The sequence below is a fragment of the Kitasatospora sp. NPDC096147 genome (genome assembly GCF_044763225.1).
GTDB lineage: Bacteria > Actinomycetota > Actinomycetes > Streptomycetales > Streptomycetaceae > Kitasatospora.
In genome coordinates this window covers 331,827-357,557 of record NZ_JBIWFX010000008.1, presented here as the reverse complement: position 1 = coordinate 357,557, position 25,731 = coordinate 331,827, and the positions used below count along the sequence as shown (strand labels likewise).

Below are 25,731 nucleotides of genomic sequence, written 5' to 3'. Positions count from 1 at the left end.
ACTCCGTGGGTGTCGGTGTGGGGGCGTCGCAGGGAACGAGGGGCCGGGCCCGACGGGGCAGCGGCCGACGGACCGTCAGCGGCGGGGCGCCGCAGTGGTGGAGCGGAGCACCACCTGGACCGGCGCGTCGAAGCTGCCCACGGTGTCCGCCGGGGTGCGCAGCGCCAGCCGGACCGCCTCGGCGCCCATCAGGGTGAGCGGTATCCGGACGGTGCTCAGGGGCAGGCTGAGGTCCTCCGCGAGCGGTATGTCGTCGAACCCGGCCACCGAGACGTCCTCCGGCACCCGGACCCCGCGCTCCCGGCAGGCGGCGAGTGCACCCACCGCGCAGACGTCCGCCAAGGCCAGCACCGCCGTCGGGACCCGCCCCCCGCCGTCACCCCCGAGGAGCGAGGCCATCGCCCGGCGGCCACCCTCACGGGTGAACTCCGACCGCAGAACCGCCGATTCGGGCAGCTCCACCCCGGCCTCGGCAAGCGCTTGCCGCACCCCGGCCAGCCGCTCGCCCGGCACCCGGAGCCGGCTCGGTCCGGTGATCACCGCGAAGTCCCGGTGGCCGAGCGCCAGCAGGGCCCTGGTCAGCTCCGCCGCTCCGGTCCGGTTGGCCGGCCGGACGGTGTGGTAGGCCGGTCCGTGGTCGGTGACGGCGGCCACCGACCCGCCGTCGGCCCGGTACTCGGCGAGCGCCACGTCCAGCCGGACGGCCGCCTCCGCGTCGGTGTAGCCGGACCCGGCCAGCACGATGGCCTGCACCCGCTGGGCGTGCAGCATCCGCACCCCGCGCAGTTCGGTGGCCGGGTCGCCGTCGGTGTTGACCACCAGGGGCATCAGACCGGCGGCCACCACGCTGTCGCAGGCGCCCCGGGCGAGCGCCGCGAAGTACGGGTCGGATACGTCGTGCAGCAGGATGCCCACGGTGGCGGTGGCGGCGCGGGCCAGTGCCTGGGCGGGGGCGTTCGGCAGGTACCCGAGCGCATCCGCAGTGTCCCGCACGTGCTCGGCCAGGGCGGTGCTCACCTTCCGGATCGACGACCCGTTCAGCACCCGGGAGGCGGTCGCCAGCGAGACCCCGGCCTCGCGTGCCACATCGCCCAGCGTCACACCCATTGTCGAGGCCCCCGTTCGGCAGGTTTCGGGCCGTCAGGGTACCGGTTCGGGGCGGTCGGTCGGTGAGGGTGCCTGCCGAACCGGGGCCTCGCGCGGACGGCGCCGCCGGCTTCGTGCTCAGCGTCCGACGGTGCTCCAGTCGACTGGGCCGGGCTCCACCAGCCGACCGGCGGCGTACTCGCCGAGGCGTCGGGTCAGCTCCGGCAGGTCGTACGCGGGGAAGCTCACCTGGAGCAGCCGCAGGCCGAACTGCGAGGCCGACTCCTCGCGGAACATCGCGGCGTCCATGGGCTTGATCCTGACGTCCCACGCGTCCGGAGCCGCCCAGTGGGTCATCCGGACGTAGAAGGCGTCCCGGGGGCCGGAGTTCGCGACGGCGGAGAGGAAGGCCAGCCCGCTGTCGATCGGGAAGTCGATGAGCATCCACCCACGGCGGGAGTCGACGTAGGCCGCCATGTGGGGCAGCTTCTCCGTCCAGCCGGCGTTGCTCTCGCCGAGGTCCTGGCAGCAGGTGAAGGTCTCGAACCCGCTGCGCCAGCAGGCTTCGATCGCCGGGGCGAGCAACTCGTCGATCTGAGCCTGGTGGTGGCCCACCCGGACCGGAACGGTGGGGTGGGTTCCTTCTGGGACGGTCATCCCGCGAGCGTACGAGGCCGGACGGACAACCCCGCTGCCCCCTCGCTGCCCCGTGCGGGCCCGCCGGGGGCGTCCGCCCCGGCCGAGCCCCCGTGACGGACGGTCAGGCCCTGGCCCCCGTTCGTTCCCAGCCCCATGGGACGTCCGGCCGTGCGCGTACGCCACAGGAGAGTGGCCGACGCGGGCTGCCCACCCCGGGTGGCCCGCGTCGGCCGTCCGGGGCGCGGGAGGCTGCGCCCCGCCCCGCTTGAGGACCGGGCCGGGTCGGCCTCCCGCATCCCGGCCGCACCACCCATCCAAGCGCTCCGCCACCGTGCGGAGCACTGGGCTCCCGCACGAACCGACGGCCCGCCCGCCGGGTGATTCGCCAGCCCCTCGCCGTCGATCGACCTCCCGGGTGGGCCTCGTCGGCCGACCTTGCGGACCCAGCGCGCGGGGCGGCCTCGCCGACCGACTTCGCGGGCCGGCCTCAGCCGGAGGTACCCAGGCGGACGGTGACCAGACCGGCCGTCACCAGCGCCAGACCGACGAGTTGGACCGGGGAGAGCCGGTCACCGCCCAGCAGTGCTCCGGTCAGTACGGCGCCGACGGTGCCGATTCCGGTGAAGACGGCGTAGGCGGGGCCGGCCGGGAGGTCCCGGACGGCCAGGCCGAGGAGGTAGACCGCCGCCAGCATCAGGGCGAGGCAGAGCGCGGTCTGCGGGAGCCGGGTGAATCCCTCGGTGGGCTTGATGCTCTGCGACCAGGCGATCTCGACGGCACCGGCCAGCAGCAGCCAGATCCACGGCATGGCGTTCAACTCCCCTTCGTCGCCGGGTGACCGGCCAGCTCCAGCCCGAGCCCGGCCGCCCGGTCGAGGGCTGCGGCGGCGGAGTCCCGGTGCTGCGGCAGCCGGGCGGCCAGGGCGGGGTCGGTGAGCGAGTTGACCAGTTCGGCACTGATCACCTCGCCGTCCTCCACGCCGTAGTGCCCACGGAAGAAGTCGAGGAGGTAGCGGGCCTGGTGGTCGAAGGGCTCACGTGGAGTGCCGGGCCCGTAGGCACCCCCGCGCGCCGAGAGGACCACGAAGCGGCGGGGGGTGAGCACCATCTTCGGGAAGGTCACCTGGTCGATCCACGCCTTGAGTGCGCTCGGCACGCCGAAGTTGTACATCGGGGCTCCGATCACCACCACGTCGGCGGCGAGCAGTTCGGCCAGCAGCGGTTCGGTGACCGCCCAGGCGAGGCGCTCCGGCTCGGTGCGGACCGCCTCGGCGTAGCGGTCGGTCTCGGTGATGCCCTCGCGCAGCAGGGTGTCGCAGATGGTGGTCCACCCCTCCCGGATCGGCGGTGGCGGATCGAGCGTCAGATCGCGGTGCACCACCTCACCGCCGCCGCCCTGCCGCCAGGCGTGGACGAAGGCGTCGCCGAGCCGGCGGGTGAAGGAGTCGGAGCGGGCGCTGCTGTCGAGGCGCAGGAGTCGGGACACGGCGGTGGAACCCCCCTGGGTTTCGGGAGAAGTGGACTGTGTGTCCACTTTCCGGGCGGCTTCACCGTACGCAGAAATGGACGCTCTGTCCACTTGTCGGATAGGCTGCCGCCGTGACCCGACCCCCACCGCGCCCGCTGCCGCTCGCCGCAGATCCGCCCCCACGGGAGCGGGCCGACGCAGCCCGCAACCGTGCCCGGGTGCTGGCCGCCGCCGAGCGGCTGTTCGCGGAGCGTGATCCGGCGGGCGTCACCATGGACGACGTCGCGAAGGCCGCCGGCATCGGACGCGGCACCCTCTACCGGCGCTACCCGGACCGGGCCGCGATCGCCCGAGCCCTGCTGGACGAGCACGAACGCGCGCTCCAGGAAAGGCTGTTGAGCGGCCCCGCGCCACTCGGGCCGGGGGCCTTCGGCGAGCCCGCGCCGACCCCGGCCGCCCGGTTGGCCGCGTTCTACACGGCCATGACCGAGCTGCTGGAGACCCACGTCCACCTCGCCCTCGGCGCCGAGACCGGCCTGGCTCGTTACGGCACCGGGGTGTACGGCTTCTGGCGGCTGCACGTCACCCACCTCGCCCGCGAGGCCGGCCTGGCCGACCCCGAGACCACCGCCGACCACCTGCTCGCGCCGCTCGCCCCCGAGCTCTTCCGGCACCAACGCGACCGCGGCGTCCCGGTCGACCGGATCGCCGCCGCCCTGGCCGACCTCGCCCACCGCACCCTGGGCGGCCCCTGAGGCAGGGGCCATGGTCGGCGGGCGCGCGGATGCAGACGGGGACGTCGGGCCGGTGAGCGTGCGGCGGAGGCGCGAAGGAGGAACACGAGGTGGTGGAGCCCGGAGCACGGGCGGAGGTGCCGGTGGTGGCCGCGCCCGCGCCGTGGCGGCGGGTGCTGCTCGCGGCGGTCGGCGGGCTGGTCGGGGTGGGCTTCGGAGTCTCACCGGAGGACGGCCGGGACTTGGTGCTGGTGATGTCGCACAGTGGCCGGGGGCTCTACGACGCGGTGACCGGCGAGCTGTTGGCCAGGGAGGAGACGCCGGAGAGCAGCTGGCCGGAGGCGGACCTCAGTTGCCACGGGATCGGGCCGCTGACGGGCCTGCGGGTGCCGACCGCCGGGCTGGTCGGCGGGACGCTGGGGCGGGCGACCGGCGACGGCTGGAGTCTGACGGTCGTTCGGCTGGGCGGGCTGGAGGAGCAGGTGCTGCTCTCGGCCGACGGCGACCGCTGCGCCGGGCCGCACGGCGGGACCTGGTGGCACCTCCACGACGCCGACGCCACCGAACTCCGGGCGGTGGGCTTCTCGCTGTCCGGGCACACCCTCGCCGTGGCCACCACCGCCGACCTGACGCTCTGGGCCCGCCCGTGAGGCCGTGACCGCCGGGCTCGCTCGCCCGCTTCCCCGCCCGGCCATCGCCGTGTCCTCGGCCCGGGGAGGGCGTCGGCCGAGGACACCGGCGAGGGCCGGGCGGTCCGGCACGCCCCGACGAGGACCCGCTGCCCGTCCGTGCGGTGGGCCGTGCGCAGTCGGCTGTCGAGGACCTGCCGGCCGCCCGGGCGGTGCTCGTGACGGTGGGTCAGTAGAGCCCGATGGTGGCAGCGGCGTGGCTGACGGGCACGGTGTGGGTGACCCAGCCCGAGGTGGGTGAGGCATCCGCGGACGGGGCGAGGGGAGCGGCGGTGCGGAGGTGGAGCAGGAAGGAGGTCGGCTCCGGGAGGTAGTCGGGCACCTGGCCGCGCAGGGCCAGGCCACTCTGCAGGTGGGTGCTGGGGGCGACGGTGAGCAGCGTGCCGGCGAACGCGGCCGTGGCGGGGCGGTGGACGTGGCCGGCCAGGACCCGGGCGACGTTGCCGTGCCGGGCGATCACGGTGGCCAGCTCCTCGCCGTCGGTCAACCGCATGCCGTCGAGGAACGCGATGCCGAGGTCCACCGGCGGATGGTGCAGGCAGACCAGGGCGGGGATCTCCGGCCGTCGGGTCAGTACCGTGTCCAGCCAGGTTGTCTGTTCGGGGCCCAGCCGTCCGGCGGGTGAGCCGGGCAGCGACGAGTCCAGCACCACCACGGTGAAGCCGGGGTGGTCCACCGCGTGGTGCGTACGGTCCGCGCCGCCCAGGAAGCGGGTGCCGCCGAACTCCGCGAGCAGCGCCTCGGGGTTGTCGTGATTCCCGGCCACCAGGTGGAGCGGGAGCGGGTAGCGGTCGATCAGGTCGTGCAGGAGCGGGTAGGCCTTCCGGTCGCCGCGGTCGACCAGGTCACCGGTGATGACCACGCAGTCCGGTCGGGGGTCGAGGGTGAGGACCCGGGCCAGTGCGCGGTGGAGGTTCTCGGCGGGGGCGGCGGCGAGTGCGCCGCTGGTGAGGTGCGGGTCGCTGAGGTGTGCCACGGCGATGGCGGCAGTGGTCGGAGTGGTCATCCTCGAACACTCCGACGTGCCTGCGGCGCACGGCAATCGGTCATGCCGAGGGCGGAATCGACCGGGGACGGCAGCCGGCCTTCGAGGCCCCGGGATCGGGTCAGCGGGTCGGGTCAGCCGGTCGGGTCAGCGGGTCGGGTGCGCTCCGAGCAGCGCATCGATGGCGCTCAGGAACAGCTCGGGCCGAGGGGCCGGGCCGGCACCGAAGTTGACGTGCCCCTCGGCCGACCACTCACCGAGCACGGTGCCGACCGAACCGTCGACCGGACTCTCGGAACGCTCCAGGGTGAGGAACCGGCAGGCCTCCTCGCCGCGCACCTGGACGACGGCCACGAAGTGCGCTTCGGCGGCGGCGATCGGCTCCGGCAGGGTGACCAGCAGCAGCCGGTGGCCGGCCCGATCGACGTGCTGTCCTGACAGGCCGTCACTCGGCAGCCGGTCCTCGGGCGGGAGGGTCCCGCCGAAGCCGTCCCACAGGGACTCCAGGGAGCGCTGCACGCCGTGTGCCGGAGGTTCGGCGAGCATCGTCGGCCCGAAGTCCACGGCGGCCCGGGGCATCACCCGGTGCGCGAAGCGGTAGTGGTGCGCCCGGAGTTCAGCCATGGTCCGTCCTCTCCCGTGCCGCCCCGGCGGGACGGTTCGCGCCAAGCCAGCAGCCATGCGGGTGGCTTCTCGGGGGGCCGACGAGTGTTGGGCCGGCGTTCTCTTGATCGTCGGACGCCGGCCCCTTCCGCTGCTCCCATCCGCCCGTTCCGTCCGTTCCGTCCGTGCCGCGCTGGCGGTCTGGCGGTCTGGCGGTCGCGTACGGGCGGAGCCGGGGCGGGGTCGTCTACGGGCGGAGCGGAGGGCGGGCGGTGCGGGCCTTGGCGGCCGGGCGGGCCGTCCGGGCGACCAGGAGCAGCATCAGACCGCAGGCACTGACCACGGCCCAGCCCGGGAGGGCGGCGTCCGGCAGATCGGCCGGGGCGGCGTCCGCGACCAGGATGCCGGCCACCGCGATGCCCAGGGCCGAGCCGAACTGCCGGGCGGTGGAGGTGATCGCGCCCGCCACTCCGGCGCGGGCCGGGGGCAGGCCGCTCACGGCGGTGTTGGTGATCGGGGCGTTGGCGAAGCCGAAGCCGATGCCGACCAGCAGGTAGCCGGGCAGCAGGAACGGCAGGACGGTGGTCGCGGTCGTCATGGCCAGGCAGAGGCCGCTGGCCGTCAGGAAGCCGCCGGCCAGCAGCAGCGGTCGGCGCGGGCCGATCCGGGCGGTGAGGTGTCCCGACCACGGGGCGCAGACCACCGCGCCGAGCGCCATCGGCAGGGTCGCGAGCCCGGCGGTAAGCGCTGTCCAGCCCCGGGCCTGCTGGAGTTGGAAGGTGGAGAGCAGCAAGGTCAGGCCGAGCGCGACGAACACCGCCACCGCACCCAGCACCGCACCCGCGAAGGCCGGGCGGCGGAACAGCCGGGGGTCGATCAGCGGTTCCTCGCGCCGCGTCTCGACCAGGACGAAGGCCACCGCCGCAGCCGCCGCCACGCCGTACGCGGTCAGGGCACCGGGAGAGGCCCAGCCGATCCGGGGCCCCTCGATCAGCACCCCGACCGAGACGCCGACCAGCAGCGCCAGCAGCGCCTGTCCGGGCAGGTCGAGCGGCCGGGCCTGCGGTGCCCGGGACTCCGGGACGTGACGCACCGTCAGGGCGAGCGCCACGAGGACCACCGGGACGTTGACCCAGAACAGCGAGCGCCAGCCGAGGGCGTCCACCAAGGCGCCGCCGGTCACCGGCCCGGCCGCCATGCTCAGCCCGAAGACGGCCGCCCAGATCCCGATCGCCCGGGCCCGCTCCTTGGGATCGGGCATCGCGTTCACCACGATGGCGAGCGCCACCGGACTGAGCATCGAGGCGCCCAGCCCCTGCACCGTACGGGCGGCCACCAGCCAGCCCAGCGACGGGGCCAGCGCGCAGAGCACCGAGGCCGCCCCGAAGACCGCCAGGCCCAGGCGGAACACCCGACGGCGGCCGAAACGGTCCGCCAGCGCCCCGGAGGTGATCAGCAGGGCCGTCACCGCGAGGGTGTAGGCGTCGACGGTCCAGGCGAGGGCGGGCACCGGCACGTCGAGGCCGGCGCCGATGGCGGGCAGGCCGATGTTGACGATCGTGGTGTCCAGCCCCACCAGGAACAGGCTGAGGCAGCACACCGCCAGCACCGTCCACCGACGGCGGGCACTGAGCGCGGGAGCGGGAGCGGGAGCGGGCACGGGCACGGGCGTGGCCGGTGGCGGAGCCCCGGGTGCGGGCGCGGGCGAGGGGGCGTGATCGGCAGTGGGGGCGGGCACGGTCATGGCGGAGACCTCTCACGGTGCGTCAGAACGGGGCTGCCGCCAGCCTCGGCCCACGGGCCCTGCCGTGCCCAGGTGATTTGCCGTTCCTGCATGGATGGCCCCGTGGACGCGGAACTGGAGCAGGTACTCGACGCCATCGGCCCCCGGCTGCGCGCCCTGCGCCGTGACCGGGGCCTCACCCTGGAGGCGCTCGCCGAGGCCACCGGCATCTCGGTCAGCACGCTCTCCCGCCTGGAGGCAGGTAAGCGCCGTCCCTCGCTGGAACTCCTCATCCCGCTCGCCCGCGCCCACCGCGTCGCCCTCGACCAGTTGGTCGCCGCCCCCGCCAGCGGTGACCCGCGCGTCCACCTCCAACCCGTCCACCGCCACGACGGCAGCGTGGTCGTCCCGCTCACCCAGTACCCGGGCCGGCTCCGGGTGTTCAAGCAGGTGCTCGCGCCGCGCGAGCCCAAGCTGGTGACCCACGGCGGCTACGAGTGGCTCTACGTGCTGGCCGGGACGGTCCGGCTGATCCTCGGCGAGCACGAACGGCAGCGCGAACTGACCCTGAGTCCGGGCGAGGTGGCCGAGTTCGACACCAGCGAACCGCACTGGTTCGGCCCCGCCGACGACCGGCCGGTGGAGGTGCTCCACCTCTTCGGGCCGCAGGGCGACCAGGTCGTCCTGCGCACCTGACGAGGGTTCGAGGGGTCGGGGGCCGGGCGGGCCGGGGGAGCCGGGCCGGGGGAGCCGGGCCGGGGCGCGGAGCCGACTCACTCCGTCCAGGCGGCGGTGGCGGCGGTGCGCTCGCGCCACTGGTGGACGGCGGGGCCGTCGGGGGCCCGACGCTCGCAGAAGCGCTCCAGCTCCGCGCGGCGGGCGAGCATCGCGGCCCGGCGGAGCGGCCAGGTCGGGACGGGGCCCCGGTAGGCCTTGAAGAAGTGCCGTAGGGCGGTGCGGTGTTCGGCGTGGTGGGTGCGGACGATCCACTCGCACCGGGCGAGGTCCTCGACCGGGGCGCCCGGGCGGGCGAACTCCCAGTCCGGGACGGCGGTGACCTGACGGGTAGTCGGGTCGAGCAGGACGTTGTCGGGGCCGAAGTCGCCGTGCACCAGCACCTGTCCGGGGCCGAGCCCGACGGACGGGGCCGCCGCGCGGTGGATGCGGCTCAGCAGGGCACCGCAGCCGGTCAGCACCTCGGCTGCGTGGCCCTCGGTCATCAGGTCCTGCCCCAGGACACCGGGGAGCCAGCCCAGCGTGAGAGAGCCCCGGGCCTCGCCGAGTACGGGCGGGACGGGGAGTCGGCCCGCGAGTTCGGCCGGCAGACCGCGTTCACGGGCGAGCCGGAGCTCCGCGTCCGGGCCTTCGTAGGTCCTGCGGACCGTTGCTGTCGCTGTCGCTGTCGCTGTCGCTGTCGCTGTCGCTGTCGCCGTCGCCGTCGCCGTCGCCGTCGGTGCGGTTGGTGTAGCCGTGTCTCATGCGTTGCACCGGCAGATGATGGAGCGCCGGGAGTCGGCGACGCCACCGAGTCGGGAGGCCGGGCCGAAGGGAGGAGGACCGGCCCGGGCGGCTCAGGTGTTGCGCAGCCTGGATGCCCGGGGAGCGAGAGCGGCGCCGAGCAGGGCGGCCAGCAGGACCGTGGTGCCCAGGGCGGCGGCCAGGGCAGGCCAGTCCACCGTGACCTGGACGTCCAGCGGGCGCAGGCGGGCGGTGGCCAGGGCGATGCCCGCCCCGCCTCCGGCCAGGGTGGCGAAGCCGGCGATCACCAGGGACTGCAGGGCCAGGATGCGGCGCTGGACGCCCCGGTGGAACCCCATCTCGTGCAACTGCCGTAGATCCGGCCGTAGTTCCTGGGCCGAGGCGGAGAGCGCGATGGTCAGGGAGGCGAGCACGGCGAAGCCGGACAGGTGGAGCAGGATCTGCAGGAGCACCGGTGGCGGGTAGGACGGGCCACGGTCGAACCGCAGGTCGGTGGCGGGGATGGCGAGCGGTTCGAGGACGCGCACCAGCTCCTGCTCGGCTGCTCCGCCCGGCGGCGCGTCAGGGGCCGTGATCAGGGTGTTCACCCGGACGGCTGCCCCGAGGCGGAGGGCGGTCCCGCTGCTCAGGACGGCGCCGGCGCGGACCAGGGTGGTCTGGTCGACAGGGTCGGAGAGCACGGCCCGGACCTGGACTCCGCGGGGCGGTGAGCCCTCGGTGGGGGCTGGGAGCAGGGTGGCCCGGCCGTCCGCCGTGACCGCGGAGGTGAGGGCCAGGAGGTCGCCGGCGGCGAGCACCGCCAGTTCGCGGTCGGTCGCCCGGCGCCCGGCCAGGGCGAAGAACTCCGCAGCGGAGTCGATGACTTGGAGATCCTTGCGGAAGTCGCCCGAAACCTCCGCCACGGTCCACCCGGGTCGGGAGAGGCGGCCGGGGTCGGGTCGGTCGACGGTGGTGCCGGAGGAAGGGGAGTCGGTACCGGCGGAAGGGGAGGCGGCGCGACCGGCGGGCTCGTCGGTGCCGGGTCGGTCGGCCGCGGCGACGGCCGACTTGACCTCGGTCAACCCGCTCGGAGCGAGCGCCGGTTCGGCCACCCGCCGGACGGTGTCGACGTCCCCGGTGTGTCGGAGCACGATCTCGATCTGACCCGGATGGCGCGAACCGACGTACCGGCGCTGCTGATCGGCTGTCGCACTGGAGAGCAGGACCAGGGTGGCCGCCGCGACGGTCACCGAGAAGAAGCCGACGGACAGCGCCGCCACGGGACGGCGCGGCTCGCGGGCGAGGTTGCGCAGGGCGATCCGGGTGGCGACGGAGCCGTCCCGGGCGGCGCGCGCCAGGAGCCGCAGCAGGGCCGGTGATGCCATCAGGAGTGCCACGCACAGGCCGGTGCAGCCGAGCAGCCCGCTCACCGAGGCGGCCGAACCGGAGGAGAGCACCGAGGCGGTGGCCAGGGCGGCCGTCCCGGTCGCGGCGAGCAGGTTGCGCACCAGCCGGGCCCGCCCCGACCGCGCCGGGTGGGAGGCGAGTTGGCGCCCGGCGTGGTGGCTCACGGCGGCCCGGGCGGGCGCCCAGACCGCAGCGGTGCCGACGGCGGCGGTCAGTGCCAGCAGGAGCAGCGAGCCCCGCCAGGGGACGGTCAGTGGCGCCAGGTCGCGTTCGACGGTGGCCAGGAGCAGGGGGCGCAGCGCCACGCTGAGGGCGAAGCCCAGGGTCAGACCGACGGCGGCGCCGGTGGCCGAGGCGATCAGGCCGGCCAGTCGGCAGGCGGCGAGGATCCACCGGGGGCCGAGCCCGACGGCGGAGAGCAGCGAGAACTCCCGACGGAGCCGCCGTACCCGCACGCCGAAGGCCGCTGCGGCGCCGACGGCCACCAGGAGCAGCCCGGGGAGCAGGACGAGGCCGGGCTCCCGGTCGACCAGTGAGCCGCTCGCCCGGATGTTCTCGCGGGAGCGCAGCCGAATCCCCAGTTCGGCTGCGCTGGTGGCCAGTTCGGGGGCGGGGTTGGGGAGGGTGAGCAGCCAGCTGCTCTGCACCCGGCGCTCGGCGTCGTGCGTGCCGTCGCTCCAGGCGGCCAGTTGGCCGGGAGCGGCGAGGACCGACTCCCCCTTGTGGGCCATGGGTTCGCGGACGATCGCGGTCACCACGGCCGGGCGGTCCGACCACCGGTAGCGCAGGTGGTCGCCGACGGAGAGGTGGTGGAGGCGGGCGAACTCCCGACTGACGGCCACTTCCCCGGCGGTGACCGGGAGTTGACCGCGCGGGTCGACGGTGAACCAGGTGCGGAGGACGGGGGATGTCCAGTCGGCCTCTCGGTAGCGGACCGGCACGGTCCGCCCGTCCAGGTACAGCGGAAGCTCCATGGCGGAGTCGACCCGGTGGGCGACGGAGCCGGGGCCTGCGGTCGCGAGCAGGCGGTCGATGGTCTCCGAGTCGGTAGGGGGAGATTCACCGGCACCGGAGCGCGAATCGGGAGGAAGCAACTCGACCCGCGCGTCCGCCCCGGCCAGTTCGGCGTGCGCACGCTGTCCGGCCGCCCGGTTGACCGACTGGAGGACGCCCGCCCCCGTGGCGGCGATCAGCACCGGCACCGCGAACAGGGCCAGGATCATCACCCGTCGGCGTCCCCGGCCGAGGACGACCTTCCAGGCGACCAACAGGCGACTGCGCCGGACGGTCACGGGCACCCCTCCCCGTCGGTCCGCTCTGCGGTTCCGCCCGTGGTCCGGTCTACGGCCGGGACCGTTCGGCCGTCCGCCAACTCGAGCACCTGGTCGCCGTGGCCCAGGTTGGCGGGGTTGTGCGTGCTGAGCACCACCGTCACCCCCTCGGCACGCAGGCCGCCGAGCAGGTCCATGATCTCCCGGCCGGTCCGGCTGTCCAGGGCCCCGGTGGGCTCGTCCGCGAGGACCAACTCCCGCTCCCCGACGATCGCCCGGGCTATCGAGGCCCGTTGCTGCTGTCCGCCGGAGACCTCGGCGGGATAGCGGTCGGCGAGCCCGGCCAGGCCGACCCGGTCCAGTGCGTCCCGGGCCGCTGCCCGGGCGGGGCGGCGGGCCGTGCCGTTGCCCTCCAGCGGGAGCGAGACGTTCTCGGCCAGGGTGAGGTCACGCACCAGGTTGAAGTCCTGGAAGACGAAACCGATCCGGGTGAGCCGCAGCTGCGCAGTCTCCCGAGCGGTGGCGGTCCGGAGGTCGGTGCCGAGCACGGTCAGGGCGCCGCTGTCCGGTCGTTCCAGACCACCGATCAGGTTGAGCAGCGTCGACTTCCCGGAGCCGCTCGCGCCGATCAGCACCAGCATCCGGCCAGCCGGGACGTCCAGGCTCACGTCGTCCACCGCGTGGACGGTCTCGCCGCCGGTGGTGAAGGTCTTGCCGATCCGACGTGCCCTGACGACGACCACCGAACTCCCCGAGAACGCACCCGGGAGCCCGACGGCCGTGGGACTCCCGGGAGCTGATGGTACGTCAGGGGCGTTCGGGAGGAGGGGAAAGCAGAGGATCGGACGTGTGCGGCGTTCCCGGGCACGGTCCGACCGGGGTGAGCCGGCCGGGACGGGGCTCGACCCGGGCGGGACCGGCCGTGATCACGAACGGCCGGTAGTGGTCTGTTCGCTGACGTACCTCCGGTCCTAGCGTCGGGTGATCGACGAAGTCCGACCACGGGAGTCCGCGCATGAACCAGTCCACCCGACTCGGCCCGGTCCTCGGGGCCGCCACCGCAGCCGTGGCCGCCTTGGCGCTGTGCGCCGGGCCCGCCCACGCGACCGGGCAGCCCGGCACGATCACCAGCGCCAGCCCGGAGGCGGCCGGCAAGTGCCTGGACGTCTACGACTGGGGCAACGGGCCGTGGATCCAGATGTGGGACTGCCACGGTGGGAGCAACCAGTCCTGGCAGGTCGTCCGGAACGACGTGACCGGAGCCTGGAACCTCCGGACCGGCGCGGGCGGCCAGTACTGCGCCGACGGCTCCCTCGGCCACGGTGAGCAGCTCATCCAGAACTACTGCAGCAACGGTCTGGGGCAGGACTGGAAGCTCGACTCCGCCGCCGGTGCGACCCGCCTGGAGAGCGTCGCCTTCCCCGGCCAGTGCGCGGACATCTACAACTGGGGACGCAGCTCGGTCGTGATGCTGTGGGACTGCGGTACCCAGGCGAACCAGTACTGGATCCTCAACTGACCGACCGTCGGCCTGTCACCGAGCGTCCGGATGACAGGCCGACGCCCCGGCCGCCGTGCTACGCGTCCGTCCCCGCCGCCGCGTCGGGATTCGCCGTGTCCGTGGCCCCGGTCCCGGCGATCCCGGCCGGATCCTGGGCGGCAGCGGCGGCTTCGGCAGCGGCCCGAGCCTCGGTGATCGCCTCGGCACGCAGCTGCTCCTCGGAGGAGCCGAGCCGCCAGTAGCCGGTGAACTCCACCGCCTTGCGGTCGAAGCCACGCTCGCCGACCAGGTGACGGCGGATCGAGCGGACGGCCGCCGCTTCACCGGCCACCCAGGCGTAAGGAGCGTCGCTCGCCCCGGTGGCCGCAGGCGTCCCGCTGGTCGTCGCCGCTCCGGTGATCCCGGCCGTCGCCGTCGTCCCGATCGCGCGGGTCGGCAGCGCGGCCGAGCGAAGGGCGTCCAGGATCAGGCCGGGGCGGGCACCGTCGCGGACCAGCCAGTGGATCTCGGCCTCGGCGGCGGTGGTCAGGTCGAGGCGGTCGTCCTCGGTCGGCACCTCCAGGTAAGCGCTTACCCGGGTCCCCGCCGGCAGCCACTCCAGGATGGCGGCGGCGGCCGGCAGCGCGGTCTCGTCGGCGGCCAGCAGCACCAGGTCGGTCCCCGCCGGGGGCCGGAAGCCGACGCTGGTGTTGTCCTCCACCGCCGGGCCGAGCAGCAGCACCCGGTCCCCGGGGGCGGCCCGGCCGGCCCAGGCCGAGGCCGGACCGGTGTCACCGTGCAGGACGAAGTCGACGTCCACCTCGAGGAGTTCGGGCCGGGCGGCGCGCACGGTGTACGAGCGCATCACCGCCCGTTCCTCCTCCGGCAGGGCCCGCCAGGCCCAGAACCAGCCCTCGCCCTCCTCCACCGGTACCACCGGCTCCGACTGACCCGGGTGCGGCAGGAAGAGCGAGAAGCTCTGGTCCCGCCCGCCGGAGGCGAAGCCGGCCAGTCCGGCGCCACCGAGGGTGACCCGGAGCAGCGAGGTGCTCAGCCGGGTGGTGCGGACCACCTCGGCGCGGAAGAAGGCGAAGGGCTGGTCGGACATCGTCGGTACCTCCGGGAGGGGGGATCATCGATCGAGCGGCCGGGCGGATGGCCGCTACAACTGCCGTTCCGAGCGCCGTTCCGAGCGCCGTTCCATGCGCGGTCCGAGCGCCGTTCCATGCGCCGGTCCGAGCGGCCGGGCGGATGTCCGGCCGCCGCCTGAGCCGCCGAGGGAGTGTCAGGAGAGCTTCTTGGCGCCCTCGATGGCCTTGGCCAGCTCCTCCAGCAGCGGCGCTGCGCCCGCGTAGGAGAAGCGCGGGACGGCGTCCCACGGCGTGATCTGGTTGGCCTTGACGGCCGGCAGCTGGGCCCAACCCGGCTTGCTCGCCAGGTCCTTCGGCTGGAGCGCGGTGACGCGCTTGTCGAGCAGCAGCAGGTCGGCCGGGTACTTGCCGGCGTTCTCCCAGCTCAGCGACTCGAAGTAGCCGCCCTGGTCCAGCTTGTCCGGGACGATGATGTCGACGCCCAGCTCCTTGAAGTACATCAGGTCGGTGCTCATGGCCGGGGCGGAGGCGTAGAAGATGTCGGCCGCACCCGAGCAGGCCAGCACCTTGATGCCGTTGGCGGCCTTCGCGGCCTGCCGCAGCTTCTCCGAGGCGGCCTCGAAGCGGGCCTTGGCGTCGGTGACCTCCTTGGCCTTCAGGTCGGCGCCGAGTGCGGCGGCCAGCTCGGCGTAGCGGCGGATCGGCTCGGTCAGCGTCACCCGGCCGGTGGTGATGGCGACCTGCGGGGCGAGCGGCAGGATCTTGTCCTTGCTCTCCTCCGGGACGTACCAGAGCGAGTCCGCGTCGTACATGTGGGTGACCAGCAGGTCCGGACGGAGGGCCGCGTACTTCTCGATGCTGAACTCGCCCCAGGCGTTGCCGACGATCTCGATCTTGCTCAGGTCGAGGTCGCCCGCCTGCGGGTTCGCCTTGCCGTCCGGGTCCTTGGTCTCGCCGAAGACGCCGACGATCTGGTCCCGCACGCCGAAGTCGCGCAGCGCGGCGGCGGCACCGGTGAAGGCGACGATCCGCTTCGGGGTGGACTTGGCGGTGACCTCCTTCTTGCGGTCGTCGGTGAACGACCACGGACCGGTGGCCGCACCGGAGGCGCCGGAGCCCGCCGGGGCGGCGGAGTCCTTGGAGCCGGAGCTGCCGCAGGCGGCGAGCACCGCACCGAGGCCGAGGGCGCCGGTGGCGGTGAGCATGCCGCGACGGGTGAGGTGGGCGGGGCCGGCGTTCGTCATGGCGGTGACTTCTCTCGTACGGGGCGTTCGGGGGATGCGCGAAGGGGAGCGCGAGGGTGGCGCGGGAGGTGGTCGCGGAGGGCACGCCCGCATTCGGGGGCATGCGGGCGTGCCGCAAGGGGCGGACCCGGATCACCGGCCGCCGGTCGTTAGGTTAGCCTAACCATTGTTACTGTCCATCAGGGCGGGGTGCCCCCCTGAGCTGCACCGGAGTCCGCACGTGTCCTTGACCAAACCGCCACCGCAGACCGCGGTGGACGCCCCACGGCCACCGGGGCGTCAGGCCCGGCGTGCCGTCGGGCTGTTCGCCGCGCTGCTCCTGCTGCTCCTCGTCCTGGTGCTCAGCCTGGCGGTCGGGGCGCGTCAGTTGAGCCCCGGCGAGGTCTGGCAGGGACTCACCCGGGAGGGTTCGCCCGCCTGGACCGTGGTGCACGAGATGCGGTTGCCGCGCACCCTGCTCGGCCTGCTGGTCGGTTGCGCGCTCGGCCTGGCCGGCGGCGTGATGCAGGCCCTCACCCGGAACCCGTTGGCCGACCCGGGCCTGCTCGGGATCAACGCCGGCGCCTCGGCGGCGGTCGCCTCCGCGATCACCTTCTTCGGCGTCAGCTCCTTCGACGGCTACGTCTGGTTCGCCCTCGGCGGCGCGGCGGCGGTCTCGGCCGCCGTCTACGCGGTCGGCGGCGGCCGGGGCGCCACTCCGGCCCGGCTCGCGCTGGCCGGCTCCGCGCTGAACGCCGCGCTCTACTCCTACGTGATGGCCGTGATGCTGCTGAACGCGGCCTCGCTCCAGCAGATGCGGTTCTGGACGGTCGGTTCGCTGGCCTCGGCCCAACTGGACACCGTCCTGAAGGTGCTCCCCTTCACCGTGATCGGCGTGCTGCTCGCCCTCGCGCTGGCCCAGCCGCTCAACGCGCTGGCGCTGGGCGAGGACTCGGCCCTGGCCCTCGGCGCCCGACCCGGCCGGGTGCGGGCCGGTGCCGTCGTCGCCGTCGGCCTGCTCTGCGGCGCGGCCACCGCCGCCTGCGGCCCGATCGTCTTCGTCGGCCTGCTGGTGCCGCACCTGGTGCGCTCGATCACCGGCCCGGACCTGCGCTGGCTGCTGCCGTACTGCGCGGTGCTGGCCCCGGTGCTGCTGCTCGGCGCCGACGTGCTCGGCCGGGTGCTCGGCCGGCCCGGCGAGCTCCAGGTCGGCATCGTCACGGCCGTGCTCGGCGGACCGCTCTTCCTGCACTTCGTCAGGCGGCCGAAGGCGGTGCGGGCATGAGCGGCACTCAGCACACCGCCCGGAGCACCGAAGCCCGGAACACCGAAGCCCGGAACACCGAAGCCGGGAGCACCGATCCCACGAGCGCCACACCCCCGGCCACCGCTGCCCGCACCGCCGTCCGCCTGCGCACGCTGCGCCTCGGCGGCCTGTCCGTGCGGCTCCGCCCGCGCGCCCTGCTGGCCGTCGGCCTCGTGCTGGCCGCCGCACTGGCCCTCGCCGTGCTGGCGATCGGCAGCGGCGACTACCCGATCGCCCCCGCCGAGGTGGTCCGCACGCTGCTGGGTGACGGTGCCCCGGCCCAGGACTTCATCGTGCACGAGCTGCGGCTGCCCCGGGTCGCCACCGCCCTGCTGGTCGGTGCCGGACTGGCGCTCTCCGGCGCGCTCTTCCAGTCCCTGGTGCGCAATCCGCTCGGCAGTCCCGACATGCTCGGCTTCACCCAGGGCGCCTCGACCGGCGCGCTGGTCGCCATCGTGCTGATGGGCGGGAGCACCTTCGCGCTCTCGGTCGGTGCGGTGGTGGGCGGCCTGCTCACCGGCCTGCTGATCTACCTGCTGGCCTGGCGCGGCGGGGTGCACGGCACCCGGCTGGTGCTGATCGGCATCGGCGTGATGGCCATCCTCACCGGAGTGAACGGCTACCTGCTCACCCGGGCCGAACTGGTCGACGCCTCACGGGCGATGCTCTGGCTGACCGGCAGCCTGGACGGCCGCGGCTGGGACCAGGCCGGGCCGCTGGCCCTGGTGCTCGCCGTCCTGCTGCCGGCGGTACTGTTCGGCGCGGGGCGGGCGTTGCGGCTGCTGGAGATGGGCGACGAGGCGGCGTACGCGCTCGGCGTCCGGGTCCAGGGGGTGCGGCTGCTGCTGACCGGGGCCGCCGTGGTGGTCGCCGCCTTCGCGGCTGCCGCCGCCGGGCCGGTCTCCTTCGTCGCGCTGACCGCCCCTCAGCTGGCCCGTAGGCTCTCCCGCGCCCCCGGGCCGAACCTCACCGGCTCGATGGCGGTCGGTGCGGCCCTGACGGTCGGCGCCGACCTGCTCGGGCAGCACCTGATCGACGGCCGCCAGCTCCCGGTGGGCGTGGTGACCGGTGTGCTCGGCGGCGGCTACCTGGTGTGGCTGATGGCCACCGAACGCAAGGCAGGACGGATATGACGGCCCGACAGGAAGAGACCACCACGGTGACCAGCGCCCCCACTTCGCGACTTGCCGGCCAGGGCCTGACCCTCGCCTACGAGCAGCGCACCATCGCCGAGGGCCTGGAGGTGGCGATCCCGGACAACTCCTTCACGGTGATCGTCGGCCCCAACGCCTGTGGCAAGTCCACCCTGCTGCGCGCCCTGGCCCGGGTGCTCAAGCCGAAGGCCGGCCAGGTGCTGCTGGACGGCTCCGACATCGCCAAGCTGCCGCCGCGCACCGTGGCCCGCACCCTCGGCCTGCTGCCGCAGACCTCGATAGCCCCCGACGGCATCACCGTCGCCGAGCTGGTCTCGCGCGGTCGCCACCCGCACCAGGGCCTGCTCCGCCAGTGGTCCCGCGAGGACGAGCGGATCACCGACGAGTCGATGGCCGCGACCGGCGTGCTGGAGCTGGCGGACCGTCAGGTGGACGAGCTCTCCGGTGGCCAGCGCCAGCGGGTCTGGATCGCCATGGCGCTGGCCCAGCAGACCCCGCTCCTGCTGCTCGACGAGCCCACGACCTACCTGGACATCGCCCACCAGATCGAGGTCCTCGACCTCTGCGCCCGCCTGCACGAGGAGCAGGGCCGCACGCTGGTCGCCGTCCTGCACGACCTCAACCACGCCGCCCGCTACGCCACCCACCTGATCGCCATGCGGGACGGCCGCGTGCTGGCCGAGGGCGACCCGGCCGAGATCGTCACCGCCGAGCTGGTGGAGCAGGTCTTCCGCCTGCCCTGCCGGGTGATCGAGGACCCCGAGACCGGCAAGCCGCTGGTCATCCCGGCCGCCCGCGCCCGGGCCTGACGGTCCCTCGGACGCCGGAGCCGCCCACGGGGAGTGGGCGGCTCCGGCGTCCCTGCGCGGTCTCCGGTACCCAGCCCCCCGTTCGTCCGTTCGTCCGTCAGGGCAGGCGAGCAGCGAGTCGAGGAACCCCGGCGGAATCGAGCAGCTGGTGCATGACGGGCGGCGGGACGTTCGGATTGGCCGCAGCACGGATCGACGTCCGCGAATCCTCGTCCCCCAGCAGCTCCTGCACCCTCGCGTAGGGCAGGTTCGGGTGCGAGGCGAAGGTGCGTCGGAGGCGCACATCGGGCTCGTGAGTGAGGCGCAGCAACAGTTCGGCCGGTGCCTCGGGGTCGTGGACGGCAAGCTGCCGCTGCCGCAGCTCGGGGGAGTCACCGAACCGCCGGGCGAGCCCCACCCGGGGAAAGTTCGGATGGTCCAGCAGCCTGCTCGTCAACGGGCTGACCCAGCGGCGGAACGTGTCGAGGACCACCTCGCCGTCGGTGGTGGGCTGGTTCTCGCAGAGCAGGATGCGCACGGGGAGGTCGTCGTCGCGGCCGAGCAGGTCGACGGCGTCCTGGGGCAGGTGCTCGTTGCAGGCGGCACTGCGGCGGAGCAGCGTGTTGCCGGACGCCGCGCACCGCCGAAGCACCTCGGGATCGGTCGCATCGAGAACCCAGGCGACCGGCCTCAGCCGATCCGACACCGACACGTGGTGGTCGACCTCCGCGCGCTGTGCCTCCGTCAGGTCCGGGCGTGAGGCAAACTGCAGGCGGACCGCGTGCTCCGGGTCCTCGGCGAGGAGGCGCGCCGTGTCCAGCGCGACGCCCGGGTGGCCGGCGATGGCGGCGCGTTCGGCCACCTCGCCGCTCCCGGCCAGGCGCAGCGCCGTCGCCGGGTGGAGGGCGGCCCTCGTCAGCACGATGCCGCGCACGACGGGCTCGTCGTCCGTGTCCAGGAGGTACCGGTCGGTGGCGTCGGCATCGTGGACGCTCGCCTTCTTCGCGGCCTCACCCCGGACGGAGGCTTCGGCGTCCGCCAGCAGCAGTCCCCGAGCCTCGGCGTCTAGGAGCTCCCAGGCCCGGCACGCGGCACGGCGCCGCCGGTGGTCGGCGTCCCGGGCCAGCTCGGCCAGTGCCCGGGACGGCGGGAGGCGCTCCTCCGCCCGTGAGCGGACCTGGGCGTCCCGGTCGTGCAGCAGGCTGCGCTGAGCCCACTCCGGCAGTGGGTCCACCGTCACCCTGAACCACTGCGGTCCGACCGCCACCGCCGCTCGCACCGTCGGTTCGGGGTCATGCACGAGCCGTGCCCGGACGTCCCCGGGCGCGTGCCTGTTCTCTGCGAACGACTCACGCAAGCTCACGTGCGGGGAGTTCACGATCCCGTCGACGACCGGATCGGGAAGGAGTCGCGAGTAGGCCAGCTCCGACCAGGCGCACGAGGCCTCGTCGGCGAGCAGTCGCAGCAGCACGGTGACCGGAGCGGCCGGGTTCCCGGCGATTCCGTGGATCATCCCGCATTTCTTCGTCGGCACGCCACGTGATGCTACCCGCGGCCGGGCCTGACACGGCCTCAGCTCTCTGGTGTAGACCAAATGGTTGAGTCCAATCGGCTGCGGTACGCCGCAGGGTTGACCCGGTGGTGAACGGAGTACCCCGCTCGTTCGATGACGCGAGCATGGCCAACTGGAAGTCTCTGGTCCCGCAAGCACTGCCCATCGGATCACCAGTCAACCGGAAGGCACCTCCATGAAGCTCCGCGCACTGGGTGTGGCCACGACCCTGGCCGCCACCGCGTTCCTCAGCATCGCGACCGGCACCGCCGCCGAGGCGGCCCCGGGCTGCGGTTCCAAGCCGGCCGCCAATGGCAGCCGGACCGCCACCGTCGACGGCCCGTACCAGACCTACAACCTCTACAAGGGGCCGGCCACCTCCTGCGGCACCACCGGCGCGACGGTGAAGGACGGCACCGGAGCCACGGCGCTCTGTGCGGCCAACATCACCGGCACCACCTGGTACTACATGGACACGCCGAGCGGGAAGGGCTGGATCTCCTCGGCGAACGTCAAGACCTACAGCGGCGCTCCGGGCAACTGCGCCTGACCGTCGCCTGACTGCTCGTCACACCGCCCGAGCGCCGTCTGACAGCAGCAGCAGGAACGGCCCGCCGATGAATCGGCGGGCCGTTCCGCGTCCCCGGCGGCTACGCCAGGGCCTCGGCGATGCGGAGCAGCGTCGCGCGGTGGACGGCCGGGTCGTGGGCGCCGGTGGTGACCAGGACCTCCTCGGCGCCGGTCAGGTCCACCAGGTGGTCGAGCTCGGCGCGGACGGCGGCGGGCGGGCCGGCGATCTGACCGGCCACCGTGCGCTCGAACAGGTCCCGCTCACGGGGCGTCAGCGCGGCGGCGCGGACCCGCTCGGGGGTGGGCAGGGCCGGGAAGGCACCGTCCGAGCGGGAGCGGACGATCGCCCAGGCCTCCGGGGCGAGCAGGTCGCGGGCCGCCTCGGCGGTGTCGGCCACGGCGACCGGCGCGGCGAGCAGCACGCGCGGCTCCGCGCACCAGGGGGAGGGGTGGAACGCGGCGCGGTACTCGGCGACCACCCCGAGCAGGCGGTCCCGGTCGTGCAGCCCGCCGACCACCACCGGCAGCCCGGCCGCCGCGGCGATCCGGCCGCCCTCGCCCATCGCCAGCACGTACGGCGGCACCGGCTCGACGTCGTCCGGCTGGACCCGGACGTGCGGGTGGGCTTCGGCCGTACCGGGGCCCAACCACTCGAGCAGCTCGGCGAGTTGGGCCGGGAAGTCGTCGGCCTCGGCGCGGTGGTGGCCCAGCGCGTCCTGGATCGCCCGGGTGAAGCCGACCGAGCGCCCCACCCCGAGGTCGATCCGGCCGGGGAAGAGCGCGGACAGCACCCGGAACTGCTCGGCCACCACCAACGGGCGGTGGTTGGGCAGCATCACCCCGCCGGTGCCGATCCTGATCCGCTCGGTCCGCGCGGCGACCGCCGCCGCCAGCACCGTCGGCGCCGACCCGGCGATCCCGGGCACCCCGTGGTGCTCCGACAGCCAGAACCGGTGGTACCCGGCCCGCTCGGCGGCGATCGCCGTCCGCACCGTCTCGCGCAGCGCCCGTGCCGCGCCCTGCCCGTCCTGGACGTGGGAGCGGTCGAGCACGGAGAGCCGGTAGCGGGTACCCATGCGGGGAGTCTACGAGGGTCGGCCGCCGGTCCGCCGGTCCGCCGGTCCGCCGGTCCGCCGGTTCGGCGGAGTGGCAGTGGCGGGACGGGTCTTCCTCTAGCCTGCCGGAATGACGGAGGAGTCGGAATTCGGCGCCGTGCTGGCGCGGCTGCTGGACCATCGGGGTATCACCGCACGGGAGTTGGCCGACCGGGCGGAGGTCGAGGGTGCGGAGGTCCGGGCGGTGCTCGCGGGGGCCGTACCCGGCGACGAGCTGGTGCGGAGGCTCGCGTCCGCACTCGGGCACCCGGCCCTGGACCTGTCCGTGCTGGCGGGGATGGCGGTGCCGGACGATCTGGCGCCCTCGGACCAGGAGGCCGCGAGACCGCTGCGGGACCTGGTGCTCAGCCTGGCCGCGCTGCCCGGGGAGCGGCGCCGGGCGGTCCTGGCGGAGGTGCACGCACTGCCCCGGGAACGGCGGCGCGGGGGCTTCGCCCCGCGCTGGCTGCTGCCGCCGGGAGGTGGCCCGGGGGCGAGGCTGGTCCGGCTGCTCCAGTACCGCAACCTCGACCGGCTGGGCGTGGCGATGACCCTCGCGCTGGTGACGCCGAGCTACCTGTCGGCGCCCACCTACTCGGTGATCGGCGCGGGCGGGAAGGAGTTGACGCCGGATCTGCTGGCCGACTTCGCGGCCGTGTCGGGCTTCGACGCCCGTGAGCTCGCGGTCCTGCTCGGGCTACCGCTGCCCGAGGCCCCGCGCCCCCCGAGCCCGGCGGCGGTGGACGTGGCCGAGCTGCTCCGGGGGGCCGGAGGGCTGTCCGCCGCCCAGGTCGAGCGACTGGCGGCGGACGTACGGGCTCAGCGGTCCGGGATGACCAGCCCGGACTCGTAGGCGAGGACGACGGCCTGGGCGCGGTCGCGCAGGCCGAGCTTGGCGAAGATGCGGGCGACGTGGGTCTTCACGGTGGCTTCGCTGAGGGTCAGGTGGCGGGCGAGCTCGGCGTTGGAGAGTCCGCCCCCGAGCAGCGTGAGCACCTCGCGCTCGCGCGGGGTGAGCGGGGCCAGGTCCGGGTGCGGGGCGGGGGCGGGGGCGCGCTCGGCGAAGCGCTCGACCAGGCGGCGGGTGATGGAGGGGGCGAGCAGGGCGTCGCCGGTGGTGACCAGGCGGACCGCGTTGGCCAGGTGCTCGGAGGTGACGTCCTTGAGCAGGAAGCCGCTGGCTCCGAGGGAGAGTGCGGAGTAGACGTAGTGGTCGAGGTCGAAGGTGGTCAGCATGATCACCCTGGTGGCGGGCGCCTCGGCGAGGATCTGCCGGGCGGCGGCCAGACCGTCCAGGACCGGCATCCGGATGTCCAGCAGCGCGACGTCCGGCCGGGTGCGGCGGACGGCGGAGACGGCCTCGGCGCCGTCGCGGGCCTCGGCCACCACGTCGATCCCACGGGCCGTCAGGATCAGCCGGAAGCCCGTGCGGACCAGCTCCTGGTCGTCCGCGATCACCACCCGGGGCGGGGCGGGCACGGGGACGGGCGTCGCGGGGACCTGCGGGTCGGAGTGCGGAGGGTCGGGGAGGAGGCTCACGGGCGGTCCAGGGGTATGCGGGCGCGGACGCGGTAGCCGCCCCCGAGGCGTCGTCGGGCGTCGAGGTCGCCGCCGTGCACGGCGACCCGCTCGCGCAGGGCGGCCAGCCCGTGCCCGGCGCCCTCGGCTGCCGAGGCGGTCGTGGTGGTCCTGGCGTGTGGGAGTGGCGCGGCGCCGGTGAGCACGCTGGGGCCCCCGTTCAGCACCTCCACCCGGAGGGCGCGGCCGGTGTAACGGATCGTCACGTCCGCTCCGCTCCCGTCGCCGTGCTTGAGCGCGTTGGTCAGGGCCTCCTGGACGATCCGGTAGGCCGTGACGTCGATGCCGCCCGGCAGTGGACGAGGCTCGCCGGAGATCCGGACCTCGACCGGCAGGCCGGCGAAGGAGATCCGGTCCACCAGGGAGCCGAGCCGGTTCAGGCCCGGCTGCGGTGCGAGCGGATCCGGGCCCGGCTCGGAGCCGTCCGCCGGCGGGGCGAGCAGCCCGAGCAGCTGGCGCAGCTCGGTCATCGCGTCCCGCCCGGCCGCCTCCACCGCCGCCATCGCGGCGGCGGCCTCGTCGGGCAGGGTGGCCAGCACCTCCCTGGCCGCTCCGGCCTGCACCACCATCACGCTCACGTTGTGGCTCACGATGTCGTGCAACTCGGCGGCGATCCGGGTGCGTTCGGCCCGGACGGCACTCTCCGCCGCCGAGGCCCGCTCGCGCTCCAGCAGCCAGCCGCGCTCCTCCAGCACGGCGCGGTGCAGCCGTCGCGCGCGGTGCAGCGCGAGCGCCAGACCGGCCGCCGCGAGCACCGGCACGGCGACCGCCAAGGTCGTCCCGATCCCCCACATGGGGGTCATCCTGGCAGCTCAGGGCTTGATCGTCATCGGCCGGGAGGAGGGCAGCGGCTACATCTGCGGAATGACGGCCGGTGGTGGCGGCGGTCGGCGACGGCCGGAGGAGGGCGCGGGTACATCCCGGGGATGACGCGCTCGGCGGACTGCACCCGGGGAGGGACGCGGCCGACCGCGGTCGGCTCCTAGGTTCTGCGGTATGACGAATGATCACGAGGGGGCCGGCCGACCGCCGGTGGTGCAGGTGGACGCGGTGTCCAAGGCGTACGGGGAGACCGACGCGTTGGCCGGGGTCTCGCTGGAGATCCGGGCCGGCGAGGCGGTGGCGGTGATGGGGCCCTCGGGCTGCGGCAAGTCCACCCTGCTGAACCTGGTGGCCGGCCTGGACCGGCCCACCACCGGCACGGTGCGGGTGAACGGGCAGGACCTCGGCGCGCTGACCGAGACCGGGCTGGCGCTCTTCCGGCGGCGGCAGGTGGGCATGGTGTTCCAGTTCTTCAACCTGTTGGACGACCTGCCGGCCCTGGACAACGTGGCGCTGGCCGCCCAGCTCACCGGCACCCCGGCGAAGCAGGCCCGGCGGCGGGCGCTGGAGCTGATGGAGGAGCTGGGCATCGCCGGCCGGCGCAACGCCTACCCGGCCGTGCTCAGTGGCGGCGAGCGCCAACGGGTCGCGGTGGCGCGGGCGTTGATGAACCGTCCGGCGCTGCTGCTGGCGGACGAGCCGACCGGGGCGCTGGACAGCCGCTCCGGCGAGCAGGTGATGGACCTGCTGATCGACCTCAACCAGATCGGGCAGACCCTGCTGATGGTCACCCACGATCCCCGGCTGGCTGCGCGCTGCGCCGGCCGGCTGGTGGAGTTCGCCGATGGCCGGGTGGTACGGGAGAGCAGGGTGGACGGGCCGGCCGGGGAGGCGGGGCCACCCGGGCGGGCGTCCGGTGCGTCCGGTCCGGCCGGCATGGACGGCGCGGCCGGCGCGGACGGCCCGGGCCGTCCGGACGGGAGCCCGGGCCGGTGAGCGCGGTGTGGCGGG

Annotated in this window: 27 protein-coding genes; 10 read left to right on the top strand and 17 right to left on the bottom strand. The window is 74.5% G+C overall.

Annotated features, from left to right (window positions below; translation table 11 throughout):
* Positions 1-75 precede the first annotated feature (75 nt).
* The 4 genes from ACIRBX_RS25705 to ACIRBX_RS25690 form a co-directional block, all read right to left on the bottom strand.
* Entirely contained in the window at positions 76-1,086 is a 1,011-nt protein-coding gene (locus tag ACIRBX_RS25705; protein ID WP_402299851.1) for a LacI family DNA-binding transcriptional regulator, read from the bottom strand.
* A 138-nt stretch (positions 1,087-1,224) separates the two neighbouring features.
* Entirely contained in the window at positions 1,225-1,743 is a 519-nt protein-coding gene (locus ACIRBX_RS25700; RefSeq protein WP_402299849.1) for a hypothetical protein, read from the bottom strand.
* A 469-nt stretch (positions 1,744-2,212) separates the two neighbouring features.
* Positions 2,213-2,533 (bottom strand): DMT family transporter, encoded by a 321-nt coding sequence (locus ACIRBX_RS25695; protein ID WP_402299847.1) that lies wholly within the window; start codon positions 2,531-2,533, stop codon positions 2,213-2,215.
* Between the two features lie 5 nt (positions 2,534-2,538).
* Complete coding sequence (locus ACIRBX_RS25690; RefSeq protein WP_402299846.1) at positions 2,539-3,210, bottom strand: FMN-dependent NADH-azoreductase; 672 nt, start codon at positions 3,208-3,210, stop codon at positions 2,539-2,541.
* Positions 3,211-3,323: 113 nt separating this feature from the next.
* On the opposite strand from ACIRBX_RS25690, the gene ACIRBX_RS25685 reads away from it, so the two are divergent.
* The gene (locus tag ACIRBX_RS25685) at positions 3,324-3,947 is read left to right on the top strand and encodes a TetR/AcrR family transcriptional regulator (protein WP_402299844.1); all 624 of its coding nucleotides are present in this window, start codon (positions 3,324-3,326) and stop codon (positions 3,945-3,947) included.
* Positions 3,948-4,036: 89 nt separating this feature from the next.
* Positions 4,037-4,576, top strand: coding sequence for a hypothetical protein (locus tag ACIRBX_RS25680; RefSeq protein ID WP_402299842.1), 540 nt, complete (start codon positions 4,037-4,039; stop codon positions 4,574-4,576).
* Between the two features lie 208 nt (positions 4,577-4,784).
* Here the strand turns inward: ACIRBX_RS25680 and ACIRBX_RS25675 are convergent, their stop codons facing one another.
* From ACIRBX_RS25675 to ACIRBX_RS25665, 3 genes are all read right to left on the bottom strand, one after another.
* Positions 4,785-5,621, bottom strand: a complete 837-nt coding sequence (locus tag ACIRBX_RS25675) for a phosphodiesterase (RefSeq protein ID WP_402299840.1) — start codon at positions 5,619-5,621, stop codon at positions 4,785-4,787.
* A 126-nt stretch (positions 5,622-5,747) separates the two neighbouring features.
* Positions 5,748-6,224: a hypothetical protein gene (locus ACIRBX_RS25670; protein WP_402299838.1), complete on the bottom strand. Its 477-nt coding sequence runs from the start codon at positions 6,222-6,224 to the stop codon at positions 5,748-5,750.
* Between the two features lie 226 nt (positions 6,225-6,450).
* The gene (locus ACIRBX_RS25665) at positions 6,451-7,863 is read right to left on the bottom strand and encodes an MFS transporter (RefSeq protein WP_402299836.1); all 1,413 of its coding nucleotides are present in this window, start codon (positions 7,861-7,863) and stop codon (positions 6,451-6,453) included.
* Between the two features lie 174 nt (positions 7,864-8,037).
* Here ACIRBX_RS25665 and ACIRBX_RS25660 point away from each other — a divergent pair, with 174 nt between their 5' ends.
* Positions 8,038-8,622: a helix-turn-helix domain-containing protein gene (locus ACIRBX_RS25660; RefSeq protein WP_402299835.1), complete on the top strand. Its 585-nt coding sequence runs from the start codon at positions 8,038-8,040 to the stop codon at positions 8,620-8,622.
* A 77-nt stretch (positions 8,623-8,699) separates the two neighbouring features.
* Here ACIRBX_RS25660 and ACIRBX_RS25655 read toward each other — a convergent pair whose 3' ends face one another.
* The 4 genes from ACIRBX_RS25655 to ACIRBX_RS25640 all read right to left on the bottom strand — a co-directional run bounded on the left by ACIRBX_RS25655 (position 8,700) and on the right by ACIRBX_RS25640 (position 12,805).
* Complete coding sequence (locus tag ACIRBX_RS25655) at positions 8,700-9,146, bottom strand: phosphotransferase family protein (RefSeq protein WP_402299833.1); 447 nt, start codon at positions 9,144-9,146, stop codon at positions 8,700-8,702.
* Positions 9,147-9,258: 112 nt separating this feature from the next.
* Positions 9,259-9,414, bottom strand: coding sequence for a hypothetical protein (locus tag ACIRBX_RS25650; RefSeq protein WP_402299831.1), 156 nt, complete (start codon positions 9,412-9,414; stop codon positions 9,259-9,261).
* Between the two features lie 83 nt (positions 9,415-9,497).
* Complete coding sequence (locus ACIRBX_RS25645; RefSeq protein ID WP_402299828.1) at positions 9,498-12,083, bottom strand: FtsX-like permease family protein; 2,586 nt, start codon at positions 12,081-12,083, stop codon at positions 9,498-9,500.
* Positions 12,080-12,805 (bottom strand): ABC transporter ATP-binding protein, encoded by a 726-nt coding sequence (locus tag ACIRBX_RS25640; protein WP_402299827.1) that lies wholly within the window; start codon positions 12,803-12,805, stop codon positions 12,080-12,082. The genes ACIRBX_RS25645 and ACIRBX_RS25640 overlap by 4 nt, the downstream gene beginning before the upstream one ends.
* Before the next feature lie 272 nt (positions 12,806-13,077).
* On the opposite strand from ACIRBX_RS25640, the gene ACIRBX_RS25635 reads away from it, so the two are divergent.
* Complete coding sequence (locus ACIRBX_RS25635) at positions 13,078-13,581, top strand: RICIN domain-containing protein (protein ID WP_402299825.1); 504 nt, start codon at positions 13,078-13,080, stop codon at positions 13,579-13,581.
* A 58-nt stretch (positions 13,582-13,639) separates the two neighbouring features.
* On the opposite strand, the gene ACIRBX_RS25630 is transcribed toward ACIRBX_RS25635, so the two are convergent.
* Both ACIRBX_RS25630 and ACIRBX_RS25625 read right to left on the bottom strand, forming a co-directional pair.
* Positions 13,640-14,650, bottom strand: a complete 1,011-nt coding sequence (locus ACIRBX_RS25630; RefSeq protein WP_402299824.1) for a siderophore-interacting protein — start codon at positions 14,648-14,650, stop codon at positions 13,640-13,642.
* 177 nt (positions 14,651-14,827) lie between these two features.
* The gene (locus ACIRBX_RS25625; protein WP_402299821.1) at positions 14,828-15,877 is read right to left on the bottom strand and encodes an ABC transporter substrate-binding protein; all 1,050 of its coding nucleotides are present in this window, start codon (positions 15,875-15,877) and stop codon (positions 14,828-14,830) included.
* Positions 15,878-16,097: 220 nt separating this feature from the next.
* Here ACIRBX_RS25625 and ACIRBX_RS25620 point away from each other — a divergent pair, with 220 nt between their 5' ends.
* From ACIRBX_RS25620 to ACIRBX_RS25610, 3 genes are read left to right on the top strand one after another with little or no spacing between them, the layout of a single operon-like run.
* On the top strand, positions 16,098-17,141 hold the full coding sequence (locus tag ACIRBX_RS25620) for a FecCD family ABC transporter permease (protein WP_402299819.1): 1,044 nt from the start codon (positions 16,098-16,100) through the stop codon (positions 17,139-17,141).
* Positions 17,138-18,295, top strand: a complete 1,158-nt coding sequence (locus ACIRBX_RS25615) for a FecCD family ABC transporter permease (RefSeq protein ID WP_402299816.1) — start codon at positions 17,138-17,140, stop codon at positions 18,293-18,295. Before ACIRBX_RS25620 ends, ACIRBX_RS25615 begins: the two co-directional genes overlap by 4 nt.
* The gene (locus tag ACIRBX_RS25610) at positions 18,292-19,125 is read left to right on the top strand and encodes an ABC transporter ATP-binding protein (RefSeq protein WP_402299814.1); all 834 of its coding nucleotides are present in this window, start codon (positions 18,292-18,294) and stop codon (positions 19,123-19,125) included. Before ACIRBX_RS25615 ends, ACIRBX_RS25610 begins: the two co-directional genes overlap by 4 nt.
* 97 nt (positions 19,126-19,222) lie before the next feature.
* On the opposite strand, the gene ACIRBX_RS25605 is transcribed toward ACIRBX_RS25610, so the two are convergent.
* The gene (locus ACIRBX_RS25605; protein ID WP_402299812.1) at positions 19,223-20,575 is read right to left on the bottom strand and encodes a hypothetical protein; all 1,353 of its coding nucleotides are present in this window, start codon (positions 20,573-20,575) and stop codon (positions 19,223-19,225) included.
* A 277-nt stretch (positions 20,576-20,852) separates the two neighbouring features.
* On the opposite strand from ACIRBX_RS25605, the gene ACIRBX_RS25600 reads away from it, so the two are divergent.
* Positions 20,853-21,206, top strand: a complete 354-nt coding sequence (locus ACIRBX_RS25600) for a hypothetical protein (RefSeq protein ID WP_402299810.1) — start codon at positions 20,853-20,855, stop codon at positions 21,204-21,206.
* A 100-nt stretch (positions 21,207-21,306) separates the two neighbouring features.
* Here ACIRBX_RS25600 and ACIRBX_RS25595 read toward each other — a convergent pair whose 3' ends face one another.
* Positions 21,307-22,302, bottom strand: a complete 996-nt coding sequence (locus ACIRBX_RS25595) for an MsnO8 family LLM class oxidoreductase (protein ID WP_402299808.1) — start codon at positions 22,300-22,302, stop codon at positions 21,307-21,309.
* Between the two features lie 109 nt (positions 22,303-22,411).
* On the opposite strand from ACIRBX_RS25595, the gene ACIRBX_RS25590 reads away from it, so the two are divergent.
* Positions 22,412-23,173: a hypothetical protein gene (locus tag ACIRBX_RS25590; protein ID WP_402299807.1), complete on the top strand. Its 762-nt coding sequence runs from the start codon at positions 22,412-22,414 to the stop codon at positions 23,171-23,173.
* On the opposite strand, the gene ACIRBX_RS25585 is transcribed toward ACIRBX_RS25590, so the two are convergent.
* On the bottom strand, positions 23,140-23,799 hold the full coding sequence (locus tag ACIRBX_RS25585; protein ID WP_402299897.1) for a response regulator: 660 nt from the start codon (positions 23,797-23,799) through the stop codon (positions 23,140-23,142). The genes ACIRBX_RS25590 and ACIRBX_RS25585 overlap by 34 nt on opposite strands.
* Positions 23,800-23,855: 56 nt before the next feature.
* Complete coding sequence (locus tag ACIRBX_RS25580; protein WP_402299806.1) at positions 23,856-24,692, bottom strand: sensor histidine kinase; 837 nt, start codon at positions 24,690-24,692, stop codon at positions 23,856-23,858.
* A 202-nt stretch (positions 24,693-24,894) separates the two neighbouring features.
* On the opposite strand from ACIRBX_RS25580, the gene ACIRBX_RS25575 reads away from it, so the two are divergent.
* Complete coding sequence (locus ACIRBX_RS25575; protein WP_402299805.1) at positions 24,895-25,716, top strand: ATP-binding cassette domain-containing protein; 822 nt, start codon at positions 24,895-24,897, stop codon at positions 25,714-25,716.
* The last annotated feature ends 15 nt before the right edge of the window (positions 25,717-25,731 follow it).

Bases quoted from the DNA above. Each gene is read 5' to 3' on its own strand.
- ACIRBX_RS25700 (WP_402299849.1), bottom strand. From the start codon at position 1,743: ATGACCGTCCCAGAAGGAACCCACCCCACCGTTCCGGTCCGGGTGGGC.
- ACIRBX_RS25695 (WP_402299847.1), bottom strand. From the start codon at position 2,533: ATGCCGTGGATCTGGCTGCTGCTGGCCGGTGCCGTCGAGATCGCCTGG.
- ACIRBX_RS25675 (WP_402299840.1), bottom strand. From the start codon at position 5,621: ATGACCACTCCGACCACTGCCGCCATCGCCGTGGCACACCTCAGCGAC.
- ACIRBX_RS25670 (WP_402299838.1), bottom strand. From the start codon at position 6,224: ATGGCTGAACTCCGGGCGCACCACTACCGCTTCGCGCACCGGGTGATG.
- ACIRBX_RS25660 (WP_402299835.1), top strand. From the start codon at position 8,038: ATGGATGGCCCCGTGGACGCGGAACTGGAGCAGGTACTCGACGCCATC.
- ACIRBX_RS25655 (WP_402299833.1), bottom strand. From the start codon at position 9,146: ATGACCGAGGGCCACGCAGCCGAGGTGCTGACCGGCTGCGGTGCCCTG.
- ACIRBX_RS25635 (WP_402299825.1), top strand. From the start codon at position 13,078: ATGAACCAGTCCACCCGACTCGGCCCGGTCCTCGGGGCCGCCACCGCA.
- ACIRBX_RS25630 (WP_402299824.1), bottom strand. From the start codon at position 14,650: ATGTCCGACCAGCCCTTCGCCTTCTTCCGCGCCGAGGTGGTCCGCACC.
- ACIRBX_RS25625 (WP_402299821.1), bottom strand. From the start codon at position 15,877: ATGACGAACGCCGGCCCCGCCCACCTCACCCGTCGCGGCATGCTCACC.
- ACIRBX_RS25615 (WP_402299816.1), top strand. From the start codon at position 17,138: ATGAGCGGCACTCAGCACACCGCCCGGAGCACCGAAGCCCGGAACACC.
- ACIRBX_RS25610 (WP_402299814.1), top strand. From the start codon at position 18,292: ATGACGGCCCGACAGGAAGAGACCACCACGGTGACCAGCGCCCCCACT.
- ACIRBX_RS25600 (WP_402299810.1), top strand. From the start codon at position 20,853: ATGAAGCTCCGCGCACTGGGTGTGGCCACGACCCTGGCCGCCACCGCG.
- ACIRBX_RS25595 (WP_402299808.1), bottom strand. From the start codon at position 22,302: ATGGGTACCCGCTACCGGCTCTCCGTGCTCGACCGCTCCCACGTCCAG.
- ACIRBX_RS25590 (WP_402299807.1), top strand. From the start codon at position 22,412: ATGACGGAGGAGTCGGAATTCGGCGCCGTGCTGGCGCGGCTGCTGGAC.
- ACIRBX_RS25580 (WP_402299806.1), bottom strand. From the start codon at position 24,692: ATGTGGGGGATCGGGACGACCTTGGCGGTCGCCGTGCCGGTGCTCGCG.
- ACIRBX_RS25575 (WP_402299805.1), top strand. From the start codon at position 24,895: ATGACGAATGATCACGAGGGGGCCGGCCGACCGCCGGTGGTGCAGGTG.